Origin of the sequence: Pacificibacter sp. AS14 (genome assembly GCF_038899935.1) — a bacterium.
Classification (GTDB): domain Bacteria; phylum Pseudomonadota; class Alphaproteobacteria; order Rhodobacterales; family Rhodobacteraceae; genus Celeribacter.
Window position 1 is genome coordinate 1 of the sequence record NZ_JBBMQI010000001.1, and the last position, 24,426, is coordinate 24,426.

General features: G+C 53.4%; 28 protein-coding genes and 1 tRNA gene. 4 read left to right on the forward strand and 25 right to left on the reverse strand.

What is annotated here, in order from left to right; genetic code table 11:
• Nucleotides 1-149: 149 nt before the first annotated feature.
• From WNY38_RS00005 to WNY38_RS00015, 3 genes are all read right to left on the reverse strand, one after another.
• On the reverse strand, nt 150-518 hold the full coding sequence (locus tag WNY38_RS00005; RefSeq protein WP_342855267.1) for a nuclear transport factor 2 family protein: 369 nt from the start codon (nt 516-518) through the stop codon (nt 150-152).
• A 220-nt stretch (nt 519-738) separates the two neighbouring features.
• Nucleotides 739-2,145: a type I glutamate--ammonia ligase gene (glnA, locus tag WNY38_RS00010; protein WP_342855268.1), complete on the reverse strand. Its 1,407-nt coding sequence runs from the start codon at nt 2,143-2,145 to the stop codon at nt 739-741.
• A gap of 64 nt (nt 2,146-2,209) precedes the next feature.
• Nucleotides 2,210-2,548 (reverse strand): P-II family nitrogen regulator, encoded by a 339-nt coding sequence (locus WNY38_RS00015; RefSeq protein WP_342855269.1) that lies wholly within the window; start codon nt 2,546-2,548, stop codon nt 2,210-2,212.
• Nucleotides 2,549-2,910: 362 nt separating this feature from the next.
• On the opposite strand from WNY38_RS00015, the gene WNY38_RS00020 reads away from it, so the two are divergent.
• The gene (locus WNY38_RS00020; protein ID WP_342855270.1) at nt 2,911-4,476 is read left to right on the forward strand and encodes an NAD(P)H-hydrate dehydratase; all 1,566 of its coding nucleotides are present in this window, start codon (nt 2,911-2,913) and stop codon (nt 4,474-4,476) included.
• A 148-nt stretch (nt 4,477-4,624) separates the two neighbouring features.
• On the opposite strand, the gene WNY38_RS00025 is transcribed toward WNY38_RS00020, so the two are convergent.
• The gene (locus WNY38_RS00025) at nt 4,625-4,918 is read right to left on the reverse strand and encodes a hypothetical protein (protein WP_342855271.1); all 294 of its coding nucleotides are present in this window, start codon (nt 4,916-4,918) and stop codon (nt 4,625-4,627) included.
• A gap of 221 nt (nt 4,919-5,139) precedes the next feature.
• Between WNY38_RS00025 and WNY38_RS00030 the strand changes: the two genes are divergently transcribed.
• Nucleotides 5,140-5,223: transfer RNA gene (locus WNY38_RS00030), tRNA-Leu, on the forward strand.
• A 359-nt stretch (nt 5,224-5,582) separates the two neighbouring features.
• Here the strand turns inward: WNY38_RS00030 and WNY38_RS00035 are convergent.
• The 8 genes from WNY38_RS00035 to WNY38_RS00070 all read right to left on the reverse strand — a co-directional run bounded on the left by WNY38_RS00035 (nt 5,583) and on the right by WNY38_RS00070 (nt 13,447).
• On the reverse strand, nt 5,583-5,963 hold the full coding sequence (locus tag WNY38_RS00035) for a hypothetical protein (protein ID WP_342855272.1): 381 nt from the start codon (nt 5,961-5,963) through the stop codon (nt 5,583-5,585).
• Nucleotides 5,917-6,756, reverse strand: coding sequence for a hypothetical protein (locus tag WNY38_RS00040; protein WP_342855273.1), 840 nt, complete (start codon nt 6,754-6,756; stop codon nt 5,917-5,919). The genes WNY38_RS00035 and WNY38_RS00040 overlap by 47 nt, the downstream gene beginning before the upstream one ends.
• Nucleotides 6,753-7,721 carry a GTP-binding protein gene (locus WNY38_RS00045; protein ID WP_342855274.1) on the reverse strand — a complete coding sequence of 323 codons (969 nt, stop codon included), beginning with the start codon at nt 7,719-7,721 and terminating at the stop codon, nt 6,753-6,755. The genes WNY38_RS00040 and WNY38_RS00045 overlap by 4 nt, the downstream gene beginning before the upstream one ends.
• Nucleotide 7,722: 1 nt before the next feature.
• Nucleotides 7,723-8,010 carry a hypothetical protein gene (locus WNY38_RS00050; RefSeq protein WP_342855275.1) on the reverse strand — a complete coding sequence of 96 codons (288 nt, stop codon included), beginning with the start codon at nt 8,008-8,010 and terminating at the stop codon, nt 7,723-7,725.
• Nucleotides 8,011-8,080: 70 nt separating this feature from the next.
• Nucleotides 8,081-8,980 carry a polysaccharide deacetylase gene (locus WNY38_RS00055; RefSeq protein ID WP_342855276.1) on the reverse strand — a complete coding sequence of 300 codons (900 nt, stop codon included), beginning with the start codon at nt 8,978-8,980 and terminating at the stop codon, nt 8,081-8,083.
• A gap of 35 nt (nt 8,981-9,015) precedes the next feature.
• A complete protein-coding gene (locus tag WNY38_RS00060) occupies nt 9,016-10,188 on the reverse strand; it encodes an extracellular solute-binding protein (RefSeq protein ID WP_342855277.1) in 1,173 nt (390 codons plus the stop codon).
• A 10-nt stretch (nt 10,189-10,198) separates the two neighbouring features.
• Nucleotides 10,199-11,254 carry a GntR family transcriptional regulator gene (locus WNY38_RS00065; RefSeq protein WP_342855278.1) on the reverse strand — a complete coding sequence of 352 codons (1,056 nt, stop codon included), beginning with the start codon at nt 11,252-11,254 and terminating at the stop codon, nt 10,199-10,201.
• A 1,047-nt stretch (nt 11,255-12,301) separates the two neighbouring features.
• Nucleotides 12,302-13,447, reverse strand: a complete 1,146-nt coding sequence (locus WNY38_RS00070) for an alpha-D-ribose 1-methylphosphonate 5-triphosphate diphosphatase (RefSeq protein WP_342855279.1) — start codon at nt 13,445-13,447, stop codon at nt 12,302-12,304.
• 50 nt (nt 13,448-13,497) lie between these two features.
• Here WNY38_RS00070 and WNY38_RS00075 point away from each other — a divergent pair, with 50 nt between their 5' ends.
• Nucleotides 13,498-14,172 (forward strand): DUF1045 domain-containing protein, encoded by a 675-nt coding sequence (locus tag WNY38_RS00075; protein WP_342855280.1) that lies wholly within the window; start codon nt 13,498-13,500, stop codon nt 14,170-14,172.
• On the opposite strand, the gene phnN is transcribed toward WNY38_RS00075, so the two are convergent.
• Genes phnN through phnG form a run of 9 tightly spaced genes read right to left on the reverse strand, consistent with a single transcriptional unit; the run spans nt 14,154 to nt 20,116 of the window.
• Complete coding sequence (gene phnN / locus WNY38_RS00080) at nt 14,154-14,693, reverse strand: phosphonate metabolism protein/1,5-bisphosphokinase (PRPP-forming) PhnN (protein ID WP_342855281.1); 540 nt, start codon at nt 14,691-14,693, stop codon at nt 14,154-14,156. The two genes, WNY38_RS00075 and phnN, sit on opposite strands and share 19 nt — an antisense overlap.
• On the reverse strand, nt 14,690-15,373 hold the full coding sequence (phnL, locus tag WNY38_RS00085) for a phosphonate C-P lyase system protein PhnL (protein ID WP_342855282.1): 684 nt from the start codon (nt 15,371-15,373) through the stop codon (nt 14,690-14,692). The genes phnN and phnL overlap by 4 nt, the downstream gene beginning before the upstream one ends.
• 4 nt (nt 15,374-15,377) lie before the next feature.
• Nucleotides 15,378-16,157, reverse strand: coding sequence for a phosphonate C-P lyase system protein PhnK (gene phnK, locus WNY38_RS00090; protein WP_342855283.1), 780 nt, complete (start codon nt 16,155-16,157; stop codon nt 15,378-15,380).
• Entirely contained in the window at nt 16,144-16,536 is a 393-nt protein-coding gene (locus WNY38_RS00095; RefSeq protein WP_342855284.1) for a VOC family protein, read from the reverse strand. The genes phnK and WNY38_RS00095 overlap by 14 nt, the downstream gene beginning before the upstream one ends.
• Nucleotides 16,533-17,417 carry an alpha-D-ribose 1-methylphosphonate 5-phosphate C-P-lyase PhnJ gene (locus WNY38_RS00100; protein WP_342855285.1) on the reverse strand — a complete coding sequence of 295 codons (885 nt, stop codon included), beginning with the start codon at nt 17,415-17,417 and terminating at the stop codon, nt 16,533-16,535. Before WNY38_RS00100 ends, WNY38_RS00095 begins: the two co-directional genes overlap by 4 nt.
• On the reverse strand, nt 17,414-18,016 hold the full coding sequence (locus tag WNY38_RS00105) for an HAD family phosphatase (protein ID WP_342855286.1): 603 nt from the start codon (nt 18,014-18,016) through the stop codon (nt 17,414-17,416). Before WNY38_RS00105 ends, WNY38_RS00100 begins: the two co-directional genes overlap by 4 nt.
• Complete coding sequence (locus tag WNY38_RS00110; RefSeq protein WP_342855287.1) at nt 18,013-19,101, reverse strand: carbon-phosphorus lyase complex subunit PhnI; 1,089 nt, start codon at nt 19,099-19,101, stop codon at nt 18,013-18,015. The genes WNY38_RS00105 and WNY38_RS00110 overlap by 4 nt, the downstream gene beginning before the upstream one ends.
• On the reverse strand, nt 19,101-19,661 hold the full coding sequence (phnH, locus tag WNY38_RS00115) for a phosphonate C-P lyase system protein PhnH (protein WP_342855288.1): 561 nt from the start codon (nt 19,659-19,661) through the stop codon (nt 19,101-19,103). Before phnH ends, WNY38_RS00110 begins: the two co-directional genes overlap by 1 nt.
• Nucleotides 19,661-20,116, reverse strand: coding sequence for a phosphonate C-P lyase system protein PhnG (phnG, locus tag WNY38_RS00120; RefSeq protein ID WP_342855289.1), 456 nt, complete (start codon nt 20,114-20,116; stop codon nt 19,661-19,663). Before phnG ends, phnH begins: the two co-directional genes overlap by 1 nt.
• 93 nt (nt 20,117-20,209) lie before the next feature.
• Here phnG and phnF point away from each other — a divergent pair, with 93 nt between their 5' ends.
• Complete coding sequence (phnF, locus tag WNY38_RS00125; RefSeq protein ID WP_342855290.1) at nt 20,210-20,923, forward strand: phosphonate metabolism transcriptional regulator PhnF; 714 nt, start codon at nt 20,210-20,212, stop codon at nt 20,921-20,923.
• A gap of 21 nt (nt 20,924-20,944) precedes the next feature.
• On the opposite strand, the gene WNY38_RS00130 is transcribed toward phnF, so the two are convergent.
• The 4 genes from WNY38_RS00130 to phnE (WNY38_RS00145) are packed head-to-tail and all read right to left on the reverse strand — an operon-like array spanning nt 20,945 to nt 24,408.
• A complete protein-coding gene (locus WNY38_RS00130) occupies nt 20,945-21,559 on the reverse strand; it encodes a chloramphenicol acetyltransferase (RefSeq protein ID WP_342855291.1) in 615 nt (204 codons plus the stop codon).
• Nucleotide 21,560: 1 nt separating this feature from the next.
• On the reverse strand, nt 21,561-22,205 hold the full coding sequence (locus WNY38_RS00135) for an SDR family NAD(P)-dependent oxidoreductase (protein WP_342855292.1): 645 nt from the start codon (nt 22,203-22,205) through the stop codon (nt 21,561-21,563).
• Complete coding sequence (gene phnE / locus WNY38_RS00140; RefSeq protein ID WP_342855293.1) at nt 22,205-23,548, reverse strand: phosphonate ABC transporter, permease protein PhnE; 1,344 nt, start codon at nt 23,546-23,548, stop codon at nt 22,205-22,207. The genes WNY38_RS00135 and phnE (WNY38_RS00140) overlap by 1 nt, the downstream gene beginning before the upstream one ends.
• Complete coding sequence (gene phnE, locus WNY38_RS00145; protein WP_342855294.1) at nt 23,545-24,408, reverse strand: phosphonate ABC transporter, permease protein PhnE; 864 nt, start codon at nt 24,406-24,408, stop codon at nt 23,545-23,547. The genes phnE (WNY38_RS00140) and phnE (WNY38_RS00145) overlap by 4 nt, the downstream gene beginning before the upstream one ends.
• Nucleotides 24,409-24,426: the final 18 nt, after the last annotated feature.

Consider the following 24,426-nt stretch of genomic DNA (forward strand, 5'->3'; position numbering starts at 1 on the left):
CTGGTACGGTACTTCATTTAAAACACTCCATCTCTTCCTAAAGATTAAAGTGTTGCGCCGACCAGTTGAGGCCACCGCCCATAGTGGCAGATGCTGCAACCTGCGCGAAGAACCGCTGTTACGATGAGGCGACGTGCGGTGAATACCCGTTAGCAAGGTGTGCCTTGATGAAAGCGCAGTTGCCAGCAACCGCCATTTTTGACCCACAGTGACGAGCGGCGTCCGACTTGGATTTCATCGCCGTATCTTACCTCACTCGTGTAAGTCGCAAGGGCTACATCAGCAGCGACCAGCTCCACTGAGTAGTCTGGTAGAGGTAATAATGCTCTAATTTCAGCCTTTTGGTCGGGATCGAATAGCATTTCCGCCCGCTCATATCTGCGCCCTGACCTGCCAAACTCCACGAAGTCCGAAGAAAATGTTTGATCCATTAAAACCGGATCAAAGCGTGTTTCGGCCCGCCAAAGCGCTTCTTCCAACGTTATCAGAGCGGCTCTATCTTTTGATGTTAAAGTCACTAGTTCTCACCTCCTCGAATGTTGTAAACGCGAGGATTCCAGATGAATGCAGACATATCAAGCCAAAAGTTGAACGGCAGAAAAGTCCACATAGCAGACTTTTCTGCCGCGGTATTTTAGGGGCCTCAAGTTTCACTTGACTGGGAAAACACAGCTCTGTTCATGCAAAAAGGGCGCCTCGCATGAGACGCCCTTTTCGTAAATTTGACCAATCCAGCGATTAGCAGGAGTAGTACATTTTGTATTCCATTGGGTGTGGTGTGTGCTCGTATGCGTACACTTCTTCCCATTTCAGATCCATGTAGCCCTGAAGTTGGTCTTTTGTGAACACGTCGCCTTCGAGCAAGAAGTCCATGTCCGCTTCAAGAGCGTCCAGAGCTTCGCGCAAGGAGCCACATACTGTTGGGATTTCTGCGAGTTCTTCTGGTGGAAGGTCGTAGAGATCTTTGTCAGACGCGGGGCCCGGATCGATTTTGTTTTTGATGCCGTCAAGGCCAGCCATCAACAATGCCGCGAAGCACAGGTATGGGTTGGCTGCTGGATCAGGGAAGCGCGCTTCAACGCGTTTCGCTTTAGGGTTCTCAGCAAACGGGATCCGTACACAACCAGAGCGGTTAGACGCGGAATAAGCACGCAAAACGGGTGCTTCAAACCCTGGGATAAGGCGCTTGTAAGAGTTTGTGGATGGGTTTGTGATCGCGTTCAAAGCTTTCGCGTGCTTCAAAACACCGCCGATGAAGTACAAAGCTTCGTCGGACAGATCAGCGTATTTGTCGCCTGCAAACAATGGCTTGCCATCTTTCCAGATGGACATATTCACGTGCATACCCGTGCCGTTGTCGCCAGCGATTGGCTTAGGCATAAATGTCGCGGATTTGCCGTAAGCTTGCGCCACGTTGTGCACAACGTATTTGTACTTTTGGATCTCATCAGCTTGCTTTGTAAGCGTGCCGAAGATCAAGCCAAGTTCGTGCTGACAAGACGCAACCTCGTGGTGATGCTTGTCAACTTTCATGCCCATGTTGGCCATAGTTGTCAGCATTTCGCCGCGAATGTCTTGCGCGTCATCAATTGGGTTTACAGGAAAGTAACCGCCTTTGATGCCAGGACGGTGGCCTGTGTTGCCCATTTCGTACTCTGTGTCAGAGTTCCAAGCACCGTCAAGCGCGTCAACTTGGTAAGACACTTTGTTCATGGACACTTGGAAGCGCACGTCGTCGAACAAGAAAAACTCAGCTTCTGGACCAAAGTAAGCTGTGTCGCCGATACCTGATGAGATCAAGTAAGCTTCTGCTTTCTCAGCTACAGAACGTGGATCACGCTCGTATGGCTCGCGTGTGTCTGGCTCTACAACGGAACAGTGAATACACAATGTTTTTTCTGCGTAGAACGGATCGATGTAAATGGATTCCGTGTCAGGGATCAGTTTCATGTCGGATTCGTCAATAGATTTCCAACCTGCGATGGAAGAACCGTCAAACATGAAGCCTTCTTCAAGAAAATCAGCGTCTACTTCAGTGTAACGCAATGTCACGTGCTGCAACTTGCCGCGCGGATCGGTGAAACGAACGTCCACGTACTGAACTTCTTCGTCTTTCATGGTCTTGAGAACGTTTTCGATGCTCATGGTGACCTTATCCCCTTAAATTGTGTATTGAATGGAAAAACGACCCTCAAGGGTCGCTTTATGCTTACAGCGCGTCTTCGCCAAACTCGCCTGTACGGATCCGGATGGCCTGTTCAACAGGCGAAACGAAAATCTTACCGTCGCCAATTTTGTCTGTTTTTGCCGCAGCAACGATCGCTTCAATTGCGCCGTCAACTTGGTCATCAGACAAAACGACTTCAATTTTTACCTTCGGCAGGAAGTCCACAACATATTCCGCACCACGGTACAGTTCAGTATGGCCTTTTTGACGGCCAAAACCTTTGACTTCAACAACAGAAAGACCCTGCACGCCGATGTCCTGCAGTGCTTCTTTCACTTCGTCGAGCTTGAAAGGCTTGATGATCGCTTCGATCTTTTTCATGGACCTTGGACTCCCTTATATTCGTTCACATATGTCAGATCACTTCTCACATGGGGCCACAATCGGCTACACTGAGCCAGATCAAACCGCCTGCAGGATTCCCGCTTTGTTGCATAATATTTAGTCGATGTGGATTAAAAAGGGGCGGTTTAAGAACATTTTGAGCATTTTATGACCGAACCTTTTAAGTCTGCCCAAATGCGCGCCATTCTAGCGGCTGCTTTTGCTGCAGTGACACCGATAGACGTGGAGACTCAACAGATGACCGAACTTTTAACATCTGCGCAAATGTGCGCCATTTCCTTTGCGGCGTGCGCCGCAGATGAACGGATTATACCGCGGATTATACCGGAGACCGACAGATGACCGAACTCCTAACATCTGCGCAAATGCGCGCCATTGAGCAGGCCGCCATTGCCTCAGACGCTGTCACGGGTCTTGAACTGATGGAGCGCGCGGGCCAAGGCGTTGTTGACGCCGTGTTTGAAGAATGGCCCGCCTTGGCCAAGACGTCCCACCGCGCTGTGGTTCTGTGCGGTCCCGGAAATAACGGCGGCGACGGCTTCGTTGTGGCGCGGCTGTTGAAGCAACACGGCTGGGATGTAGATGTCTTTCTTTACGGCGATCCAGATAGGCTGCCCGTAGATGCACGCACCAACTATGACCGCTGGTGTGCGCTGGGGCCTGTACAAAATCTCACTTTGAAAACACTTCACGACTTACAAAATGAGCATTTTAGTGTGGTTTGTGATGCCCTTTTCGGAACAGGATTAACGCGGCCTGTTCAGGGCGATCTTGTACCTATTTTGAAAACAATACGCTTGGGGCTGTGGCCATATGAACGCGCGCGTCTGCCCCTTGAGCACTATGTGGCAATTGATGTTCCCACGTCGATTTGCGCAGATAGCGGCGAACTGATCGTAAAGGAAGGTGACACTCTTGCGCATTTTAGAGCGGACCTAACTGTTACCTTTCATGCTCCTAAATTGGGGCACTATTTATGTGACGGTCCTGATGTCGTCGGGAAATTGGCTGTTAAAGACATCGGCCTGACCTATTCATGTGACCATACTGTCCGTCTGACGGGTGCAGGCGACGATCTTGATAAAGAAGCGTCGCGCCACAAATTCTCCCACGGTCATGCCATTGTTCTTTCTGGCGCCGCTGGTCACACAGGCGCTGCGCGTCTGTCCGCGAGAGGCGCGTTGCGTGTTGGGGCAGGGATGGTCACTGTGGCGTCCCCGAAATCTGCCATGTTGGAAAACGCATTGCAGCTCACCGCCATTATGGTTTTGGAAGCTGACGGCCCGCAGGCGCTCAAGCGTGTTTTGGACGACGAACGCATCAATGCGCTCTGCCTTGGTCCTGCGCTGGGTGTTGATACGCGCGCCGCCAAACTGGTCGCTGTGGCGCTAGAGGCAAAGCGCAAAACAGTGTGTGATGCCGATGCGTTGACATTGCTATCCCAAGACGCGGGATTATTTGCCAAACTCCATGAGTCCTGCGTGCTCACACCGCATGCGGGCGAATTCAAACGCCTGTTTCCAGACATCGCCGAAAAGCTAGATGCCCCCGCCATCACAGGCCCTGCCTATTCCAAAGTCGACGCCACACGGGACGCAGCCAAACGCGCAGGCTGTGTCGTGCTGTTCAAAGGCGCTGACACTGTCATCGCCTCGCCCGACGGCAAGGCCTCCATTAATGCGTCCCTATACGAAAGGTCCGCGCCGTGGCTGGCAACGGCCGGATCGGGTGATGTTTTGGCTGGCTTTATCACGGGGCTTTTGGCGCGGGGGTATGCACCTCATGCGGCGGCAGAGGTCGGCGCCTATTTGCACACAGAGTGTGGCTTAAGCTTTGGTGCGGGATTGGTTGCCGAAGACCTGCCCGAAGAGCTGCCAAAGGTGTTCAAAATGCTTGGGATTTAGGCGGTGTTTGGGCGGAAGATAGGTGTCTAGAAATGTTGTAAAACATGTCAAACTTATAGGTAAAAACATGTAAAGCGGGCAAAGCTTAAACCTTTAAACAGTTTAAACCCCGTGCCACAAAGTCTTTAAAACAAGAGCGCGAGGGACTTCAGGCAGCAAAGGCCTTGCCGGTTTTGGAATCGAACTGGAACCCGTCCGCATAGGCGATTTCCGCGCGATCAAACGTCAGTTTGAACATTTGCGGGGCAGGGGTATCAAGCCCGCGCAATGTGCGCATCCCTGAGCGTGTCACGATGCGATCACCGGCTTGCAGATACTCGACAGGCAGGGAGCCATCCGCTGTCAGCACATGGGTGCCAAGCGCAATTCCGTCTTCATAGCTTGGAAGAATATCCTTGATATTCAACTGCTTACGCGACGTATTGTGAATTTTTGGATTCATATTACCATCGGACTTGCGATCGAAATCACGCCATTTGTCATCACTGCTCTCTTTTCTAAAACTGCCTCGGTCGTGGCGATATTTTCCGCCATCTTCTCGCAGCCTACGGTAAGATTTGAGAACCGCAAAGTGCTAAATTTTGGTAAATCTGGCATTTTGCGCCCCAAAGATGCATTTTGTCTCTGGTATAGCGCTTTTGCCTTTGCTATGAGGCACGCAATGCGGGTGTGGCGGAACTGGTAGACGCACCAGATTTAGGTTCTGGCGCCTATGGCGTGGGGGTTCGAGTCCCTTCACCCGCACCACTTTGATTTCATTGTATACTTAGACTGTGCATCGCGTGATCGCAGGTTGAGACCGGCCAGTTGCTTGGGGCTTATTTATTGCGACCATGCGTGATGCCAATGTCCGCGCACATCTTTTAAACGTGGTTTGAATCTGCGTTTCCCAATTGGACGCACGACGCACTTGGCGAAAATATTCTGACCTTTTCTAGAAAAGTTTTAAGTTAGCACTGTGGGCGAAATAGGCTTGCGTGGTTTCGATATTTGCAAAAAGCGCGAACATCAAAGCAGTGAAAACGCGTCGACCTTTGTCATTTCGTACGCAATGAGGCCAATCGTGAGACGCGAGCGCGTCCTTGCCAATGGCGACAAAATCGCAATCACCTTCGGATATCATCTTTTCGGCAATTTCCGGCGCCAAATGCGGGCGCATTGGCCTTGAAACCGGTTGTATGGATATAGTCGCGCCCCACCGCATGCCGTGCGCATTCGATGACTTCGCATGTCAGGCGAAGTTGATTTGTGACATCATTACCGTATGTATCCGTGCGTTGATTTGAATAATCTGTCAAAAATTGATCGAGAAGATATCCGTTGGCGCCCTTGTCACTTTGCCCAAATCCTTTCGTAATGAACGCTGAAAAACTTTCAGATCTTCTTATGGTCTTTCGCTTTGCCGATGATGGCGGCAGTTTTTTGCGAAAAATCTGAAAACTATGCAGAGCGTCGAAGGCTAAGCGACTTTTTTTCCGATGCAGCAATGAGCATCAGTACCCCAGTTGAGACCAAAGCAGCAATAAGCCCGATCGCAAGTGCCCGATATCCCGATACGGCTGAAAGGGCGGCGGTGAACCCAAGGCAAAACATGGCAAGGCTCGTTGCGCCGCGAAGGGCGGAATAGGCAAAATCGATCAGCGTTGCAGGGCCATATTGTTCGTGGGTTGTGAGGCAAATCAAAGCAAATCCAATGGGAAATGCAAGCAGTATACCTGATAGCTCTCCGCCAAGTTTTGGCGCGCAGACAGTGACAACCGCAACAAGGATACCACCAAAGCAGGCGCGCGCAATCAAAAGCACATAGCTTTCACTTCGGTCTGTGACCACATCGTTTTGGCGCAGACCTTTGCCGAGTTTTCGTGTTGCAAAAGTCGTCATTGTGAACAGCGCAAATGTTGCCGGTAAGCCAAGAGATAACATGTTGAGCGCATATATTGCCAACAGCCATATGCCAATGGAATAGCACAATGAGGCCATTGGTGCGCTGAACCGACAGGTCAACATATAGGAAAGTAAAAACGCTTGGGTGGCACACAGCGCCAGTAAGGCGTGTGAGCCAGCCGCATGCAGTGCAGGCGTGCTTTGCGTCTTAATCAAGAAATAGAACCCAGGCGCAAATCCCATCGGCAAACCTGCCATGAGCCCGCCGATCATAGGCCCCAATTTCCCGACAATCAGAGCCACCAAAAGCACAACCAGTGCTGTCATAAAGGCGCGTGCCCCAATTTCACTCCATGGCAGATCAGCTGTAAACACGATAAGCCCGCTGGCGATCATCGATATGTGCTCTCAATAGAATTGCGCAGTGAGGATAGGTTTAAGTCTGGGACAATGCCTCTGCCGATAATGACGAGAGTGTTTTCGACGTTGCTTTCACTCGAGAATTCATCGGGGATGCGCTCCGGCGATTGCATGACTTTGCGGACCGACTGCAACAGTAACCTGCCGCTGGGCGTCCGAACGACGCCTTTCACCCGCACAAGCTGGTTCCCGTGGACGTAAAGCATGGCAGACAGCCATACGGACAGTCCAACCCAAATATCGGCATTTGCGCCGAACTGATTTAGGTCGATGGACTGGGACAACAACGGGGGACTGCTGTCCAGTTCTGGTAACGGTGCGGGGCGGGCCGCAGGTAATTCTGGCAGCGATGCTTCGGTCCCGAAATGAGAAATATGAACCTCAGCGGCAGTACTTATCGTGCGCAATGTCGCGATAAGTTCGGCCAAATGCGCCACCGAACAGCTGTCGGTTTTGCTGATCAATATGCGGTCTGCTGCCTCAATCTGCGCTCTGGCTAAGGTTTCGGACTGCAACTGATCTTGCCCATGAATCGCGTCGACGACGACGACAATTTCCTTGAGCACGATATGCCTTGCTAGGACTGGATCGGCCTGTATCGCCGCAAGGATGGCGCTGGGATCCGCGACACCGCTCATTTCAAAGACCAGATGACGCACTTGAGGGCGCGCTTGCTTGCGGCTTCGTTGGTTGCAAATTCTGCGCAGCAACAAAAGCGCCTCGTCACGTCTGTCACAACACACACATCCGCCAGACAGAACATCGATATGGGCTGCCCCTTGAAGCAAAGTGTCATCCACGGCATGAGACGCGACTTCATTGACGATTACATGTGGTGCCTCATAGGTTCCGGCAAAAAGGTGATGGCGCAACCACGTGCTTTTGCCCGCGCCAAGGAACCCCCCAAGAATGGTCAGTTGCAATCGGTTGTCACCTGTCATCTTAAGCGCCTAAACTCGTATTAAGAGGATCAAATGGCGTGCCGGTCAGGGTCTCGATTTGCGCCCATACGTCTTCTAAGGTGTCACAAATAACTGTTTTCCCCGTGCCATTTGAAAGTTGCAAGCCTGGTTGCAAGCCCAGATCAGTGACCTTGACCCCAAGGGGCTGGACAAGTTTGGTCACCAGCGCTGCGCGGGAAAACCTGATACGCAAACGGTCGTGTGCGGTTTCTCCTCCGGCATCTGTCCAATGGCCCAAAGCGGGTGGAAATCCACAGGCGGAACACATATTTTCGATCCTTTCCAAATGACCCGCACCCGCATTATATATGCGGATGCGGCTAGAAACTTGCTTGCAGCTAGATTGTTTCGGGGCGCTGATCGCTTTCAAACGGGAAGCGTTTGCGGAAGTCATCGGCGATGTTTTCAAATGTAGTCCATTCGACGCCTTCTTTGGTGTTGATGTATTCAATCAACCTTTCCAGCATCAACAAGACCTGCGGACGACCAGCAACATCTGGGTGGATGGTGAAGCAAAACGTGCCGTAATCCATTTCGCGGTACACCCAGTCAAACTGGTCACGCCACATGATCTCGATGTCGCGTGGGCTAACAAAGCCGTGGCTGTTTGGGGCGGCCTTCATAAACATCATTGGCGGCAAATCGTCGACGTACCAATTGGCAGCAATATCAACCAAATCGATCTCGGTGCCGTGTTTCATGGGTTTCATCCAAGTGCTGGCATCCTTGGAATAATCGATTTTGGACCATTCGTCACCAACCCGCGCATAAAACGGAAGGAAGTCGCGATACATTTGACTGTGATCGTAGGTGAAACCGTATTTTTGCAACAGGGCGGCGGTGTTCGCGGACATTTCCCACCAAGGGGCAACGTAACCCTTTGGCCTTTTTCCTGTCAGCGCTTTGATGAGATCGACAGATTTTGCCAAAACATCTTCTTCTTGTTGCAGCGTCATCGCCACGGGATTTTCATGTGAATATCCGTGGGCGCCGATTTCATGCCCTGCTTTTTGGATCATTTCCATTTCTTTGGGAAAGGACTCAAGCGTGTGACCCGGAATGAAAAAGGTGCTGGGCAACTCGTATCGTTCAAACAAACGTAGAAGACGCGGCACACCGACCTCTGTCGCGAACACACCGCGTTGGATATCAGAGGGGCTGTCTTGACCACCGTATGATCCAAGCCAACCTGCGACGGAGTCGATATCGACACCAAATGAGCATTTAATGTTTTTCATAACTTTCCGATTTCCTTTTTTAAGTTTCGTGAGTGTTAGGCTGAGAGCAGCTCGTTCCAGCGCCGGACAAGGTAATTTTGCTCGTCCATCAGGGTGTTCCACATGATAATTCTGCTCATGCGATCTTTGTGTGATCCACCTTCTCTGACAGCGTTCTGGGGAATTATTTTATAGCCTTGCGGATCGCAAAGCTCTTCTGAGGCTGCTTTGCCTGCGTACCAATAATCCCATTCGGCCTGCGTTAGGTATTTGCGGGTTTGCGCAGGTGTTGAGGAGTAATACCCTTGTCTTGCTAGGATTGCGCCAGGGCGACCTGACAACCACCAATTCAAATACGCGTATGCTTGGTCTTCTTTTTCCGAATTCAGTTTCGACGACAGGCATAAGCCTGAGTGCCAGGCGCGATACCCTTCCTTTGGGGCCGCAATGCGTACAGGTTGGCCGTTTGCGCGCAGGTTCGTCGCAGCAGGGGACCAAATCCCGCCAATGCGGCCCTTGCGTTGTGACATGTAGGAAATAGACTCGGATACGTTTGCCCAAAACTTGCCGAAATGCCCTTCCTTTTTGAATTGAACGAGCTTGTCGAGCAATTCATCGATTTCGTTGATCTTGAGGTTCCCGATATCCTTAAAGTCGATCAGATTAGTCGCGCGTGCGGCCAAGATCATGTCCGCGATACCTATAGACGGGTCGGTATTCATCCCGACTTTTCCGTGCCAATCGTCACAGAGAAGCCAGCCCCAACTTTCGTCACCAAGCGTTTGTGATTTAGGGGTATGGCGAGGGTCATAAGAAAAGGAATCCGCGTTGTGTACGGTCGGGACCGCACTTAGGTGTCGTGACTGCTGGCTGCCCAACTTTCCGTCTTCTTGGATGAACTGTACATCAATTGGACGTCGCCCTGCACCAAGGTCTGCGCCGTCTGTGAAGCGACCTGTTTTGGTGAGAGGGCCCACGTCGTTCCAAAGCGCGAGACGCTGTGAATCCGTACTTTGGATCGCACCCGCGGTCCAAAGAAGTTCGATGCTGTGATACCACTGATCATAGATGTCATAGGTGTCTGGGCGCAAAATTCCATTTTGCATTACTTCGACGCCGCTTTGCACATTGAACTCGATCGCAAAGCCAAGATCATCGCGCGCAAGTTTTTGAACTTCATCCAAAAGGGTTACGCTTGTTCCCAGCACCCGTAGGGGAGCGTTTTTCATCAGCCTGTCCTTAATGAATGTTTATCAGGTACGGTGCGGTGATCGGTTTCGGCAAAATTGACAGAACACGTAGCTTTGCCATTGTATTTTGCTCCGCCGTTTCGAGGTGCACTTCCAACATTTTTTTCGCTACATCTATCTGATTTTTAATGGTAAAATCTAGAATTTGAAGATGGTCTTCCAAAGCAGGTTGATCCGGAGTTAACCCAAAATTGCGTCGAAAAATTCTATTCACGATGAAGGGGAACTGGCTTCTTCCAATCGCGTGTAAAAGCCTCTTGTTTTCACAGTTTTCCAACAATATGCGATGGAGGTCTTCTTCGATGTCTTCAATTTTCGATGGATCGTGTGCCTCAAGATCCTTGAGTAGATCTGCGACCCTTTCTCTCATCGATTGAATGGCAGTCCGATCAAAATTCGGAACAGACTGTTGAAAGGCGACGGGTTCCAAAAGTCTGCGAATTTCAAAGGCCTCGTGGATATCGTTTGCTGTCAACGGACCTGCTATCCAGTGCGATCCATTCGACTTTTCTAAAAAGCCATTGTCTAAGAGTTTGCCCAAGGCATCGCGTAAAGCCGTTCTTCCGACGGAAAAGTGTGTGCAAGCAGCCGTTTCGCTTATGCGGAACGTGCCAAACGGTAAGCAGTTTGTGACATCCAAAAGCATGTCATCATAGATGTTTTCCCATGTCGCAGTCCTTTCCATTTCTGGCGCCGAATTCTGACTAAAGGCCGATTTTAGGTCTACGGCATTCTTAACGGTAGTTTCTGGTCCTAAGCCAATGACAAAGCCTTGGCCTAAGGCGGGTCTTAGCTTTCCGTCCTGTTTCATTTGGTGAAGTGCACGTCGAACTGGAGCCCTGCTGACGCCAAAAACCGATGCGAGCGGGCCTTCTTTGATGACCGAACCTTTCGGCAACGTGCCGTCGGCTATCTTTTCAAGAATTCGAGCGCGGATCGACAAATAGAGTGGCTGTGGCTTTTGCGGATGGCCCGTTTTTTTGGGAACCACAGGGGACGCCTTCTGTGGAGCTTCCTCGATGGCTTGGTCATTCACGTGGTTCATTCGGGGATCCTGTTGTGATTGCTTATAATTTTTAAGGTTTTTTGCAGCCAATAAAAGTAAAAATATTTTATTTAAGGTGGTTTTATATCTATTTTTTCAATATAAAATGTATTTTGCATTAAAAATACTCTTTGTATCGCGTTTGCCAGTACGTGAGATTCGAATTGAGATCACTCGGCGCTTTGCTGAGAGCTTTAAGATGAAACCGTTCACTGGGAGACAAGAAATGACATCGCGGATGACGCACCGCTTTTGTTTGAAAAAACGATCGATTGGATGGGTCCAAAGGTGACAGGCTATCTATTTGGGCCGCACCCAGACTCCCTACAGCTTGGCACTCACATCGGTGCTGAGCGAAATGGTAGCGCGGACAACGCAAATTGATGCCTGTAGAAATTAGGACCGCAGCTCGTGATTTTGGCGGCGCATGTTTGGAGTTTCTCAATTGGCCTAAATGGTGCGCGTTGATGCCAAAACTCACTTACCCCTTGTTCCCGCAAGCCAATATCAATATTTGTGATCAACGGTTTCAGGTGCAATTTTTGCTATCCTTCAAGGTCTTCGCAGTCTCAAGTCTCTGTGTAGATCTTGCGATTTATCAACAGCGCGCTGAGCTCATTCGGCAAATCTATATCGCTGAAAGACATAGATGCACTTGGGGCCATTGCGTCATGACCTTTAAGCCGTTCAACGTTGCCGCTCATTTCGCAAAAGGAATGAGCGATTTTATGTCCGAGTTCTTTGCGGTTGTACGGTGACATATCAACGATCAGGTTTTGCAAAAAGGACTTTGGAGGACGTGCTTTCGGAACATGAAGCCTAAGATCAAACGGCGCGTCAACTGTGACTTTGTACTCATGCGAAAGTCTTGAAGCGTCGCAAGGTGCCGTTTGAAGTTGTGGCGCGTTCTAACCAATTGTCAGATGCTGCATTAACATCAACAGCTTTATCAATTGGCACGGGGGGTGCAGACAGAAAAAAGGCGCAGCGGTTATATGACCGACCTGCGCCCCTGTGTTCAAATGCGTCAAATTTGGTATTTTTCGCTTAACATACCCGTCGGCCCGCGCTCCACGTTTCATTTAAAACGGGCGTGCCGTCAAAGGTGGAAAACCGAATGAGGTCTGCACGCTGATCAACACAAAGCGATCCTCGGTCAGTTAGCCCCACAGCTTTGGCAGGATGCGCTGTTACGGTTCTGATCCCGCGGGCCAAGTCACCCCAAAGATCGCCAAGTTGAACCGCAGCCATCAGCAAGCCGGAGGGCACATAGTCAGACGACAGGATGTCCAAGCGGTCCAGCTGCGCCAGTTCAGAGGCTGCCACATTGCCCGAATGTGACCCGCCGCGAATGAGGTTAGGTGCCCCCATGATGGTTGCGATCCCTGCATCTCGACAGGCATTCGCAGCTTCCAGCGTGGTTGGGAATTCTGCCAATCGTACACCATAGGCAAGGCTCTGCGCCACCTGTTCCGCTGTCGTGTCATCATGACTTGCAAGTGTCGCCCCAAGGCGTTGGGCCGCATGAGCTGTGGCGCGTTCGTGCTGTGGGCCGAGTTTCGTTTGCAAGCCACATAAAAATGCGGCGTACGTGTCAAACTCGGCGTCATTGAGTCCCTGTTTGCCACAGATGTAATCTTTGAATTTTTGCACATCAACAAATTGGCGCTGGCCCGGCGTGTGATCCATCATCGAGACCAAGCCGATGCGATCTTCAGGCGTAAATTCATCCAGCTCCTCTTGCAGCGTTTCCGAACAGATCTCTGCGCGTAGGTGGATATGATGACTGATACGTAGGGTGCCTGCCGCGCGCATCTCTAAGATCTCGGTCGCCATAGATCGCGCGTATTTGATGTAACGGCCTTTTTGGGTCGAAATGATGGATCCGACGCGCAGCGCATCAAACACGGTGGTGATACCTGTGCCTGCAAGCTCTCGGTCATGGGCCAAAATTGCGGCGCGATGCGGCCAATCTACTTTGGGGCGGGGGGCAAGATGGCGTTCTAAGTTGTCGGTGTGCAATTCGACCATACCAGGGGCAAGATAATCGCCCTCAAGATCAATCGCGCCCGAGGGCACAGTTGATCCGGTGTCGATATCGGTGATGATCCCGTCTTTGATCCGCAAGGACCCTCGCACGACTTCATCGTTCAAAATAAGGTTGGCATTGGCGAAAATGGTATGGTTTGTCATAGTAATGTCACACGTTTTTGGCAGATGGTTAGCTCTGCGGAGGAAAGCAAATGTTTGAACGGTATGCAATTTTTTACACCCCGAACGATGAGTTCGCCGCCTTTGGTGCGGCTTGGTTGGGTTGGGACAGTGCGCAAGGGTGTCGCGTGTCCCATTGTGATGTGGCGAGCGTCGATGTTGCGCATATTACGGCAACGCCGCGTAAATACGGTCTGCACGCCACGCTGAAGGCCCCGTTTCGATTGGCGGATGGGGCAAGTTTGGATCAGCTGCACAGCGCTGCCGAAGCCTTTGCCAAAAGGCAGGCTGCCTTTGACATCGGCACGCTTGAGCTGCGCGATGATCGCGGCTTTGTCGCCCTGCGTCCCAGAGACGCCAGCACGCTTTTGCAAGATTTTGCCAGCGCCGTGGTCAAAGACTTCGACCATTTGCGCGCGCCCTTGACCGATGCTGACATTGCGCGGCGTCGCAAAGCTGCGTTGAATGCGCGCCAAGACCAGCAGATGCTGGACTGGGGATATCCCTTTATCTTTGAAGACTTTCATTTTCACCTGACCTTGAGCGGTGCTTTGTCCAAAGAGGTCGCAGCAACGGTCATGGCCAAGCTCGCACCGCAGGTGACGCCTGTCGTGCCTGATCCGTTCATAATCAATGCGATTACAGTGATGGGTCAGGATGCAGACGGCATGTTTCATCAAATCCACCGCTACGCTTTGACTGGATAAAGGCTGGCCATCACGGCCTGAACGGTGTCTGTCAGCGCACCGCTGTTGTCGATCTCATGGGCTTGAATGCCAGCGGGCAAAGTGGCGACGCGATCAAGGCGTAGGGCTATCTGTTCTGCCGTTTCGCGGCCCCTTTCGGCCAAGCGTTTGGCCAGAACCTCGCGTTTGGTTGTCAGATTGATCACATCAAACCGTTCAAAACGAGTGTTGGCTTGAACGAGAACTGAGCGTGACAGATTGGCCAACACATCATATCCGTCTTGCAACAGGGCATCGACGTCGACAGGAATGGCATAGTGCAATCCATGCGCAGGCCAGCTTAGGGCAAAGTCACCCTCGGCTTCGCGCGCCAGAAACTCAAGCTCGCTCACGCCGTCAAAGTCTTCTCCGCCCGCATCGCTGGGGCGGGTGATGACACGCCGCGCCAGTTTGAAACGCGGATCATGGGCAGCTAAAGCCGACATCACGCTGTCTTTGCCAACGCCGGATGGGCCGACGATGGCGATAAGGCGCCCGCTCATGCTGCTAATCCTGGAGTGAACTGGGTGACATCCAACTGGCGGTCACAGATCGCATCACGCGCTGCATGATCGTGGAAAATTCCGATGATTGCGGCACCACGCGCCTTGGCCTCGGAGACCATGTCCAACACCGTTGCGCGATTGGTGGGATCTAAGCTTGCGGTCGGCTCGTCCAGTAAAAGCGCAGGGTATTGATAGGCAAAACCGCGCGCGATGTTGACACGTTGCTGTTCGCCGCCCGAAAAGGTCGTCGGGCTAAGCGCCCATAGACGCTCAGGAATATTCAAGCGCTCCAACAGGCCTTGCGCGTGTTTGATCGCGACATCGCGGTCTGTGCCCGTGGACCACAGTGGCTCTGCCACAACATCCAGCGTCGACACCCTTGGCACCACCCGCAAAAATTGACTGACATAGCCCAGCGTGCGGCGGCGCAGTTGAATGATATCGCGTGGGGCGGCTTTCGCCACATCTACATCACCGATCATGATCCGGCCCGAAGCGGTCAGATAATTGCCGTAGATCATCCGCATCAAAGTGGATTTGCCTGCGCCCGATTGCCCGATCAAGGCCACGCATTCGCCCGCGGCCACGTGCAAAGAGGCCTCGTGCATCACCGGAATTTCAGCGGCACCTTGATTGTGCAGCACGAAGGATTTTGAAACATTTTCAACAGAAATCATAGCTTTAAACCTGCAAAACAGAGGAGACAAGAAGTTGCGTATAGGCGTGCTGCGGATCGTCCAGCACTTGATCGGTCAGGCCCGTTTCGATCACATGGCCGTCTTTCATCACCATCAGCCGGTCCGCCAAAAGGCGCACAACGGCCAAATCGTGTGTGACGATAATCGCGCTGAGGTTCATCTCGCGGACTAAGCCACGCAGCAAATCAAGCAGCCGCGCCTGTACCGAGACATCCAAGCCGCCAGTGGGTTCATCCATAAACACCAACCGCGGGCCTGTCACCAGATTGCGCGCGATTTGAAGGCGTTGCTGCATGCCGCCAGAGAAGGCCGTGGGGCGATCGTCGATGCGATCTTCGGTGATTTCCACGCGCCCGAGCCAGTCGATGGCCTCGGAGCGAATGTCGCCATAATGGCGGGCATCCACTGCCATCAAGCGCTCGCCCACATTGCCGCCAGCGCTGACATTCATGCGCAGCCCGTCGCGGGCATGTTGGTGTACAAAAGCCCAATCGGTGCGGCTGAGCATCCGACGTTCGGGTTCAGACATGGTGATCGTGTCGCGCAGGCCACCTGCGCGGGTGTCAAAGCGCACAGCGCCTTGGTCGGGCGTTAAATGCCCTGCGAGGCAGTTCAAGAGCGTGGATTTGCCCGAGCCGCTTTCGCCGACGATGCCCATGACTTCACCGGGGTAAAGGTCAAAGGACACATCGGTGCAGCCGATGCGCGCCCCATAGAATTTCGCGATGTTTTCGACCTGTAGGAGGGGGTTAACGTGGGTCATAACTGATCTCCAATCGGGTTCCGCCGGGTTCCCTTATAATGAAATGTTCTTTGGGCCCTTTGCCTGACAATTCGGGCGAAAACTCAACAGTCACGCCGGGCCAGTTCTCGACCCGAGCGTAGAGCTCAGCCAATTCAGCAGCATTCGCAACTTTGAGGGCCGCATGGTGCAGACCCAGATTATTGTGCCTGTCAAAATCTTGGGGTCTGTCGCCGGTGCGCTGCCAAAGTGTGATTTTCCCATAGCCATCCGTGATATAGGCCGCAGGATAATCGGGGTTTTCCCCAAACTTTTCCCATCCAAGCGCATCGGTAAAAAAGGCAAGGCTTGCGCTGAGGTCGCTGACTGTTAATCCAAGATGATCAATACCTTGGGTCATACCGGATCCCCCGTATAGGCGATGCCCTTCGCGCCGACGTGGCCGGCTTTGCGGCGGCAGGCGCAGTAGTCCGTGTCCGAACACATGAACATCCGCCCACCTTTGTCGTCGACAATCAGCTCGTCTAGATAGCTGTCCGTCGCCCCGCACAGATCACAGGCGTGATCGGCTTTGGTGGGCTGGAAAGGGTAGTCGTCAAAATCGAGGCTCACCACTTTTGTGTAAGGCGGAATGGCATAGATGCGCTGCTCGCGGCCTGCGCCAAACAGTTGAATGCCTGCCATTTCAAGCTTTGGATTGTCGAACTTCGGAATAGGGGAAGGATCCATCTCATAGCGATCTTCGACCTTCACCGGATAGGCATAGGCCGTGGCGATGTCGCCATGCTGGCTGATGTCTTCATAAAGTTTCACATGCATGAGGCCGTATTCCTCAAGGGCATGCATCTTGCGGGTCTCGACCTCGGAAGGTTCAAGAAAACGCAAAGGCTCAGGGATCGGCACTTGATAGACCAAGATCTGATCGTCGCGCAGATCATGCTCAGGAATACGGTGACGCGTTTGGATCACACTGGCCTGTGCTGTGGCCTCCGTGACAGCCACCCCAGCGGTTTTTTGAAAAAACCTGCGGATCGACACGGCATTGGTCGTGTCATCCGCGCCTTGGTCGATCACCTTGAAGGTGTCATCGGGCGTCAGCACGGCGGCTGACACTTGCACGCCGCCGGTGCCCCAGCCATAAGGCATCGGCATTTCGCGGCTGGCAAACGGCACCTGATAGCCGGGGATCGCCAAGCCTTTCAAAATCGCGCGGCGGATCATCCGCTTGGTTTGCTCGTCAAGGTAGGCGAAGTTATATTCGCTTGCAGGAAGGGCGCTCATAGCAGGCCTCGCGTTGTTAAAGCTGTACGTAAAGCCTCAGGCGATGTGAAGTGGATTGCATCCCATCCTGCCGCCTTGGCGCTGTCTACGTTTTTGGGACTGTCGTCGATGAAAACGCAGTCGGATGGTGCCACACCAGCGCGCTCGCACAGTATCGCGAAGATACGTGGATCAGGTTTGATCACGCCTTCAACACCTGAAATAACCAAGGTGCCAAAGACCTCTGCCAAACGCGGATGCGCTTTGAGTCCTTCTGGCCAGGTTTCCGCAGACCAATTGGTGATCCCATGCACGGGCACAGACTTGGCTTTCAGCTCATCCAGAATATCCCATGTGCCTTGCAAAGAGTGCTGCACGGTTTTGGCATAGTTTGAAACATACGCGGCCAAGCGGCGTTGATCTTCTGGATCTTCCAACTCGAGCGCCATGTCTGCAAAGCGCTCTCCATTGTCGCCGCGCAGATTGCGGGCTGAAAACGCGATACGGTCCATGAAGGCGCGCGCTTCAGCTTCTGTGGCAAATTCATCAGCCCAAGCGAGATGCGGTTGCCAATCGACGAGCACGCCGCCGATATCAAATACAACGATTGAAGGGCTCATTGTGCAGCCTCCTGCGTGATGTTCGCTTCTGCGTCGCGGCGCAGTTTTCGGATCAGTTCCAGCTCGGATTGAAAATCCACGTAATGCGGCAGTTTGATGTGTTCCAAGAACCCAGTCGCTTGAATGTTGTCTGAGTGATAGAGCACGAATTCTTCGTCTTGCGCGGGCGCGCCAAGATTGTCTTCGCCCAGTTCTTTCCAGCGCAAAGCACGATCGACCAAAGCCATCGAAATGGCTTTGCGTTCGGTCATGCCATAGACCAACCCATAGCCGCGTGTGAACTGTGGCGGCTGTGTTTTTGAACCTTGAAACTGGTTGACAGTTTCGCATTCCGTCACTGTAATCTCGCCAATCTCAATGGCAAACCCAAGCTCAGGTATATCCATTTCGACTGCCACTGCACCGATGCGCAGCTCTGCCACAAAAGCGTGGTTGCGCGCATAACCACGTTGGGTTGAATAGGCCATCCCAAGGATAAACCCTTCGTCAGCGCGGGCCAATGATTGCAACCGCAGCGCACGGCTGGCCGGCAATTCTAAAGGCTTGCGTGTCAAATCGTCGGGCGTGGCGTCGCTGGTTTTCTCAGGCTGGATCAGGTTTTCACGATCCAAAAACGACATGATATGCGGGGTTGCCTCTGTGGGGGCCGTTGCCGACGCGGCCTCGGGCACCTCGCCATCAGCGGCCAGTTTGAAATCCAATAGACGGTGGGTGTAGTCAAAAGTTGGCCCTAAAACTTGTCCCCCCGGTGCATCTTTGAACGTCGCGGATACGCGCCGATCACATTGCATATCTTCGGTCTCGATCGGATTTGAGCTGCCAAACCGTGGCAGCGTGGTGCGGTAGGCACGGATCAGGAAAATCGCCTCGATTAAATCGCCGCGCGATTGTTTGATCGCGAGGGCCGCCAGATCGGGATCATAAAGCGACCCTTCGGCCATCACGCGATTGACCGCCAAGGCCATTTGTTCACGAATTTGCGCGACGCTCAGCTCGGCAATTTTTGCGTCGCCACGGCGTTCTTCTGCAAGCCATGCGTGGGCATTATCGATGGCGCGCTCGCCACCTTTGACAGCGACATACATTAGCTGACCCTCGTTGTGCGGGGCAGCGCCGCAAGGCGGTCGCCGCAGGTGAAAATGAAATCTAGGCCCAGTGGGAACAGGGCTGCATTGGACTGGAACACGTCCGAGTCAGGCAAAGATAGTGTGATTTGATCCTTGATGCCGGGGCCGCGCAAAACCGCGCCGGTGTTAGACAGGCTTTCACATTCGACAACCAAAGTGGCAGATCGATCTGGGTACTCTGCGGTGCCGATAGGGAAGGCGGTCAAAGGCAGGTCATGCCAAGTGCCAACTGCAAACATGGCCGCCTCAGCCGCCACAAAAGGCGCGCCGGTGTGAAAGGTAATCCAGTCTCGCAGCTCTGGTGTGTCAAAACTGGGGGCCAGATAGATAGGTGTTTCAGGGTCGCAAAGCGTGAGCAAAACCACACCAGCGGCCACCGACAAAGGGGCTGGCGGCAAAGCGCCTGTAAGGGACGCGATATTGCCGGGGCGGGCCATCGCGGTCATGACAGCACGAAAGGCGTGAGACGAGTCAACAGGATGGTCGTCAAAACCGCCTTCTAAAACATGGGCTTGCATTAATCTTCTCCTCTCACCATGGTGAAAAAATCGACCTTGGTCGCGGCAGCTTTGGCTGCGCGGGTCGCTTTCTTTTTGCTCATTGACGCGTTGAGTGGGGTCAGAACACCTTCACGTACACGCTCAGCGGCATCTGTCTGCATCAGCGCATCGATCAAGGCGGCTTGCAGCGCATGGGCTTTGTCGCGGCCTTGCACATAGCCATGTCCAACAGTGCCATCGTCAAGCTTGACTGAGGCGCGGGTGACGGTCATTTCGCCCAAATTGAAGGCTTCGCCAATCGCACCGGCACGGCCACGCACCATGACGCCGCCGATTTCAGGGGCGCGCAAAATTTGGTGCGGTGCCTGCAAATCAAGGGCCTCCAAGTATTGGGCGAGGTCAGAGGCGGGCGCTTTGGCGAGCAGTCCAAGCCAATTTTTACGGGCGGCGTTTGGGTCGGTCATGACATTCATCTAGACACCTTTTGAGATATGCTATACAACTATACAAATACTACCGAAGTACGCCATCCATTCCAATCCCCTTTACTGTGAAGTTTTTGTGACATGCCGCCTCGCACCCCGATCTGGAAAGCCATCGCAGCTTCGCTGCGCAACGACATCGCCGAAGGGCTTTATGCGAAGGGGCACAAGCTTCCGACGGAGACGGCATTGGCCGCGCGTTTCGGCGTCAATCGCCACACGGTGCGCCACGCTTTGTCTGCAATGGCGGACGAGGGGCTGGTTTACACGCGGCGCGGGTCGGGGGTGTTTGTGCAAACAACGCCCACAGACTATCCCATCGGGCCAAGGGTGCGGTATCACCAAAACCTCAAAGCCGCAGGGCGGACGCCCGCCAAGACAGTTTTGTCCCGAGAAACGCGCCCCGCCAATGCAGCCGAGCGTGCAGCGCTTGAATTGGACGAGGGGGCTTTGGTACATGTTTACGAGGGGCTGTCTTTGTCCGATAACCAAGCCATCGCTTTGTTTCGCAGTGTGTTTCCGGCCGAGCGTTTCCCTGAGTTGTTGAACTATTTGGCGGATAACTCTTCTGTCACAGCCGCCCTCGCGCAGTTTGGCGTGACGGATTACACGCGTGCCTCAACGCGGGTGAATGCCAAGCTTGCGACGGCGACACAGGCCTTGCATCTGCAAATCTCGGAACACGCGCCGATCTTGCGCACCATCAGCGTCAATGTGGACTCAAACGGCGTGCCGATTGAGGTGGGGCGCACGTGGTTTGCGGGTGATAAGGTGACCTTAACCTTGGCTGATACCTAGCCGTCGAGGCTGAACGTGTCGTTATTCGTAGCGCTCTAAAAACGCTTCAGCGCTGAGGGTGCGAAAATCTTCGAGGGCGCGCCGCAAGGCGTCATGCGGCCAATCCCACCACGCCAAGCTCATCATCCGATCTGCAATGCCAGGGGCATACCGCGGCCGAAGCGGAACGGCTGGCAGGCCCGCGACGATCATATAGGGGGGCACGTCTTTGGTGACGATGGCGCCGCCTGCGATAACCGCGCCATGGCCGATGGTGACACCGGGGCGCACTTGCGCGCCGTGCCCCAGCCATGTGTCGTGGCCGATCACTGTGCGGCGCGACTTCCGATGGTCGAACCACGCTTCGTCGTGTTTTGCATCATCAAAATAATCCGCAGAGCGGTAGTGAAAATGATGCAGACTGGCCTTTTCCATCGGGTGATCCGTTGCACCGATGCGCACGAAAGCAGCGATGTTGGAAAACTTGCCGACAGAGGTGTTGGCGATGTCCGCAAAGCGGTCGCAATAGGAATAATCATCCAAGCTTGAATGCGCCAAACGGCTGCCGCGCCCGATTTCAACGAAAGCACCGAAGGTGGTGTCAACAACATCACAATCGGTGTGGATGAAAGGTTTGTCTGTGCTTAAGCGTGCCATGCTAAAAGGCTCTCTCTTCGCCGGTCCATTTAAAGAATTTTCCGGTCTGCTCTAGGGTAAAACTCTGCGCCAACGCGATGATGCCTTGCGCCACTTCTGCGGGGCTGAATTCGGCAGCTTTACCGCCCATTTGCGTGCGCACCCAGCCCGGATCAATGAGGCCAACGGCGATGCCTTCACCATATAAATCCGTCGCCAACCCTTGCATCACTTTGTTCACTGCCGCTTTGGAGGCGCGGTAGGCGATGCGGTCGGATTTGGCATAGCCCATCCATGCCATTTGGCTGGATATGGTGAGAATACGGGGGTTAGGGCTTTGGCGCAGAAGGTCGAGGCAGGCGGTGCTTACGGCCAGTGGGCCAGCCACATTCACCGCGAAGGTCTCAGCCATGCCTGCGAAATCCATGTCTGTTGTCGATTGCCGCTCTGGCCCGATGATGCCTGCGTTGTTGATCAGCAAATCTATCGGTTGCTCGAGCGTGGCAATCGCCGTTCGCACAGCCTCGGGATCGCGCAGATCAAAGCAGATATCTCCACCTTGACCTGCGCGTGTGGCTCGAATGACGGTTATGCCTTTGGCCTGAGCTGCCGCTGCAAGAGCTGCGCCAATGCCGCGATTTGCCCCTGTGATTAAGGCCGTCGTCATCAATGACCGCCGCCCTCATCACCTTTGATCAACTTACGGCGCAGCCAACCAGACAAGGTGTCCATAGCCATGACCAATAGGACGATCAAGATGATGTAGTAGGTGACTTCTTCCCAATCCTTTTGGGTGATCATCGCCTGCGTCAGCAAAAGCCCGATCCCCCCGCCGGTGATCGCCCCGATGATGGTGGCCGAGCGGGTGTTGGATTCCAGCATGTATAGCACTTGTGACAGCAGTACGGGGACGATTTGCGGGATCACCCCAAAGCGATAGCGCTGCATCGGTTTGGCGCCTGTGGACGCGACGCCTTCGATCTGCTTGCTGTCGACATTTTCTAAGGCTTCAGAAAAGAGTTTGCCGAAGGTTCCTGTGTCCGTAAACAACATCGCCAAAGCGCCTGTCATGGGGCCTGGGCCGAAAGCACGTGACAAAAGGATGGTCCAAATCAGCCCGTCCACGCCGCGCAAGAAATCGAACAGGCGCCGCGCAAGCAAACGCACCGCAATGAAAGGCGCAAAGTTTTTGGCCGCTATAAAGGCCAGAGGCAAGGCCACAATCGCCGCACCAAAGGTGCCAAGGAAGGCCATCAAAATCGTCTCGAACAGCGCCCAAGCGGTCTCGCCATGTCGCCAAATGCCGTTGTTCCAAAAATCACTCCAGGCCCCAGCCAAATTCGAGCGGGCGGGATCAAGACGCGGACCAAAAGCGATTTCAGATAAGGAATGCCCAGCATAGGGGCTATCAAGGGTGAAGAAGAAAAGCTCCCAGCCGAAATCATAAACAAAGACCTCAGTGCGCGCTTTCGTCAGGGAGACGCGTGCCACATCGGTCGAAATCGTCACACGGGTTTTGGAATAGGAAATCCAGTCCGGCAAATCCGTCGTGTCAAGGTTGAGTGTCACCCCGTCAGTCCGGTTTTGCGTTGCCTCGATCATCCCAAATTCGGGCACGTCATAGCGCACGATGTCGCCGATGATTTCGACCGTGCCGCCATCATCGAGGGTGATCGACGCCGTATCGTCGCCGACATTGACCCAAGCCGGGTAGTTGCTGGCGTCATAAGTGCCTTTGCGTTCGCCTTCGACGGCGACGGAGATGGCTTTCCTGCGGTTGTTGCGTTCGACCACGGTTTTATAGCTATAGCTGTCGGAGACCAAAGTTGCCGCATTTTCAAGGCGGATGCTTTGCGCCAATCCCATGATGTCAAAGGAGAAGAAAATATAGACGAAATACGCGAGCACTATAAGCGGCGCGATAAAGGTCAGGATGCGTTTTCGCGCGATCAGGATTTTTGCGCTTTGGTGAAGATCTTCGGTGGGCAGGTTTGCGGTCACAAAACTCATTTTCCGGCTCCATAGGTCAGACGGTTACGGACATAAGAGGACAGTTGGTCAAAGAAAACGATGGTCAGGAACAAGAGGATGAACACGGCCGCAGCTTCGTCGAATTTGCCTTGCCCCCAAGAGATTGCGTTTTTCAATTCATAGCCAATGCCGCCAGCGCCGACGAACCCCAAAATCGCTGAGGCGCGAATGTTGATCTCAAAGCGTAAGAGCGCATAGGACAACCAGTTTGGCGCAACCTGTGGCACAAGGCCAAAAAGGATGCGCTGCGACCATGTGGCTCCGACCGAAGCAAGGCCTTCGATTGGTTTCAAATCGGCGTTCTCATTCACTTCTGCAAACAGTTTTCCCAGCGCCCCAACGGTGTGAAAGGCGATGGCGATGGCGGCCGGAAGCGGCCCCCCGCCCAGCACAAAGATCAACACCAAGGCTGTGACAATTTCGGGGATCGCGCGCATCAAATCCATGATCCGGCGAAACACCGGGATCAGACGCGGAAATGGCGCAAGGCCGCGGGTCGAAAGGGTCGAAAATAAGATGGCAAAGAGCCCCCCGAAGAGGGTCGAAACGGCTGCGATATTGATGGTCTCAATCAGCGCCGGAAAAGCATCTCTCAAATGACCCGGCAGATTGGCGCGTTTGGTCCAAGCCTCGGCAATCAGATCAGATGGAAAGTCCAGAATATGTGGCAGGCCGGGCAAAAATCCCCCAGCGTTGCGATCATTTGCGATGGCAAAGCCAGACGCCATAAGAAGTATAAAGACCAACAGCATGATCCCGCCATACAGGCGGCGCTGACGGGTCAGCGCAAGATAATGGTCGCGGGTCGCGTCCAAGGACGCAGCAGAGATATCGGCCATGTGGGGAGGTCCTTGTAA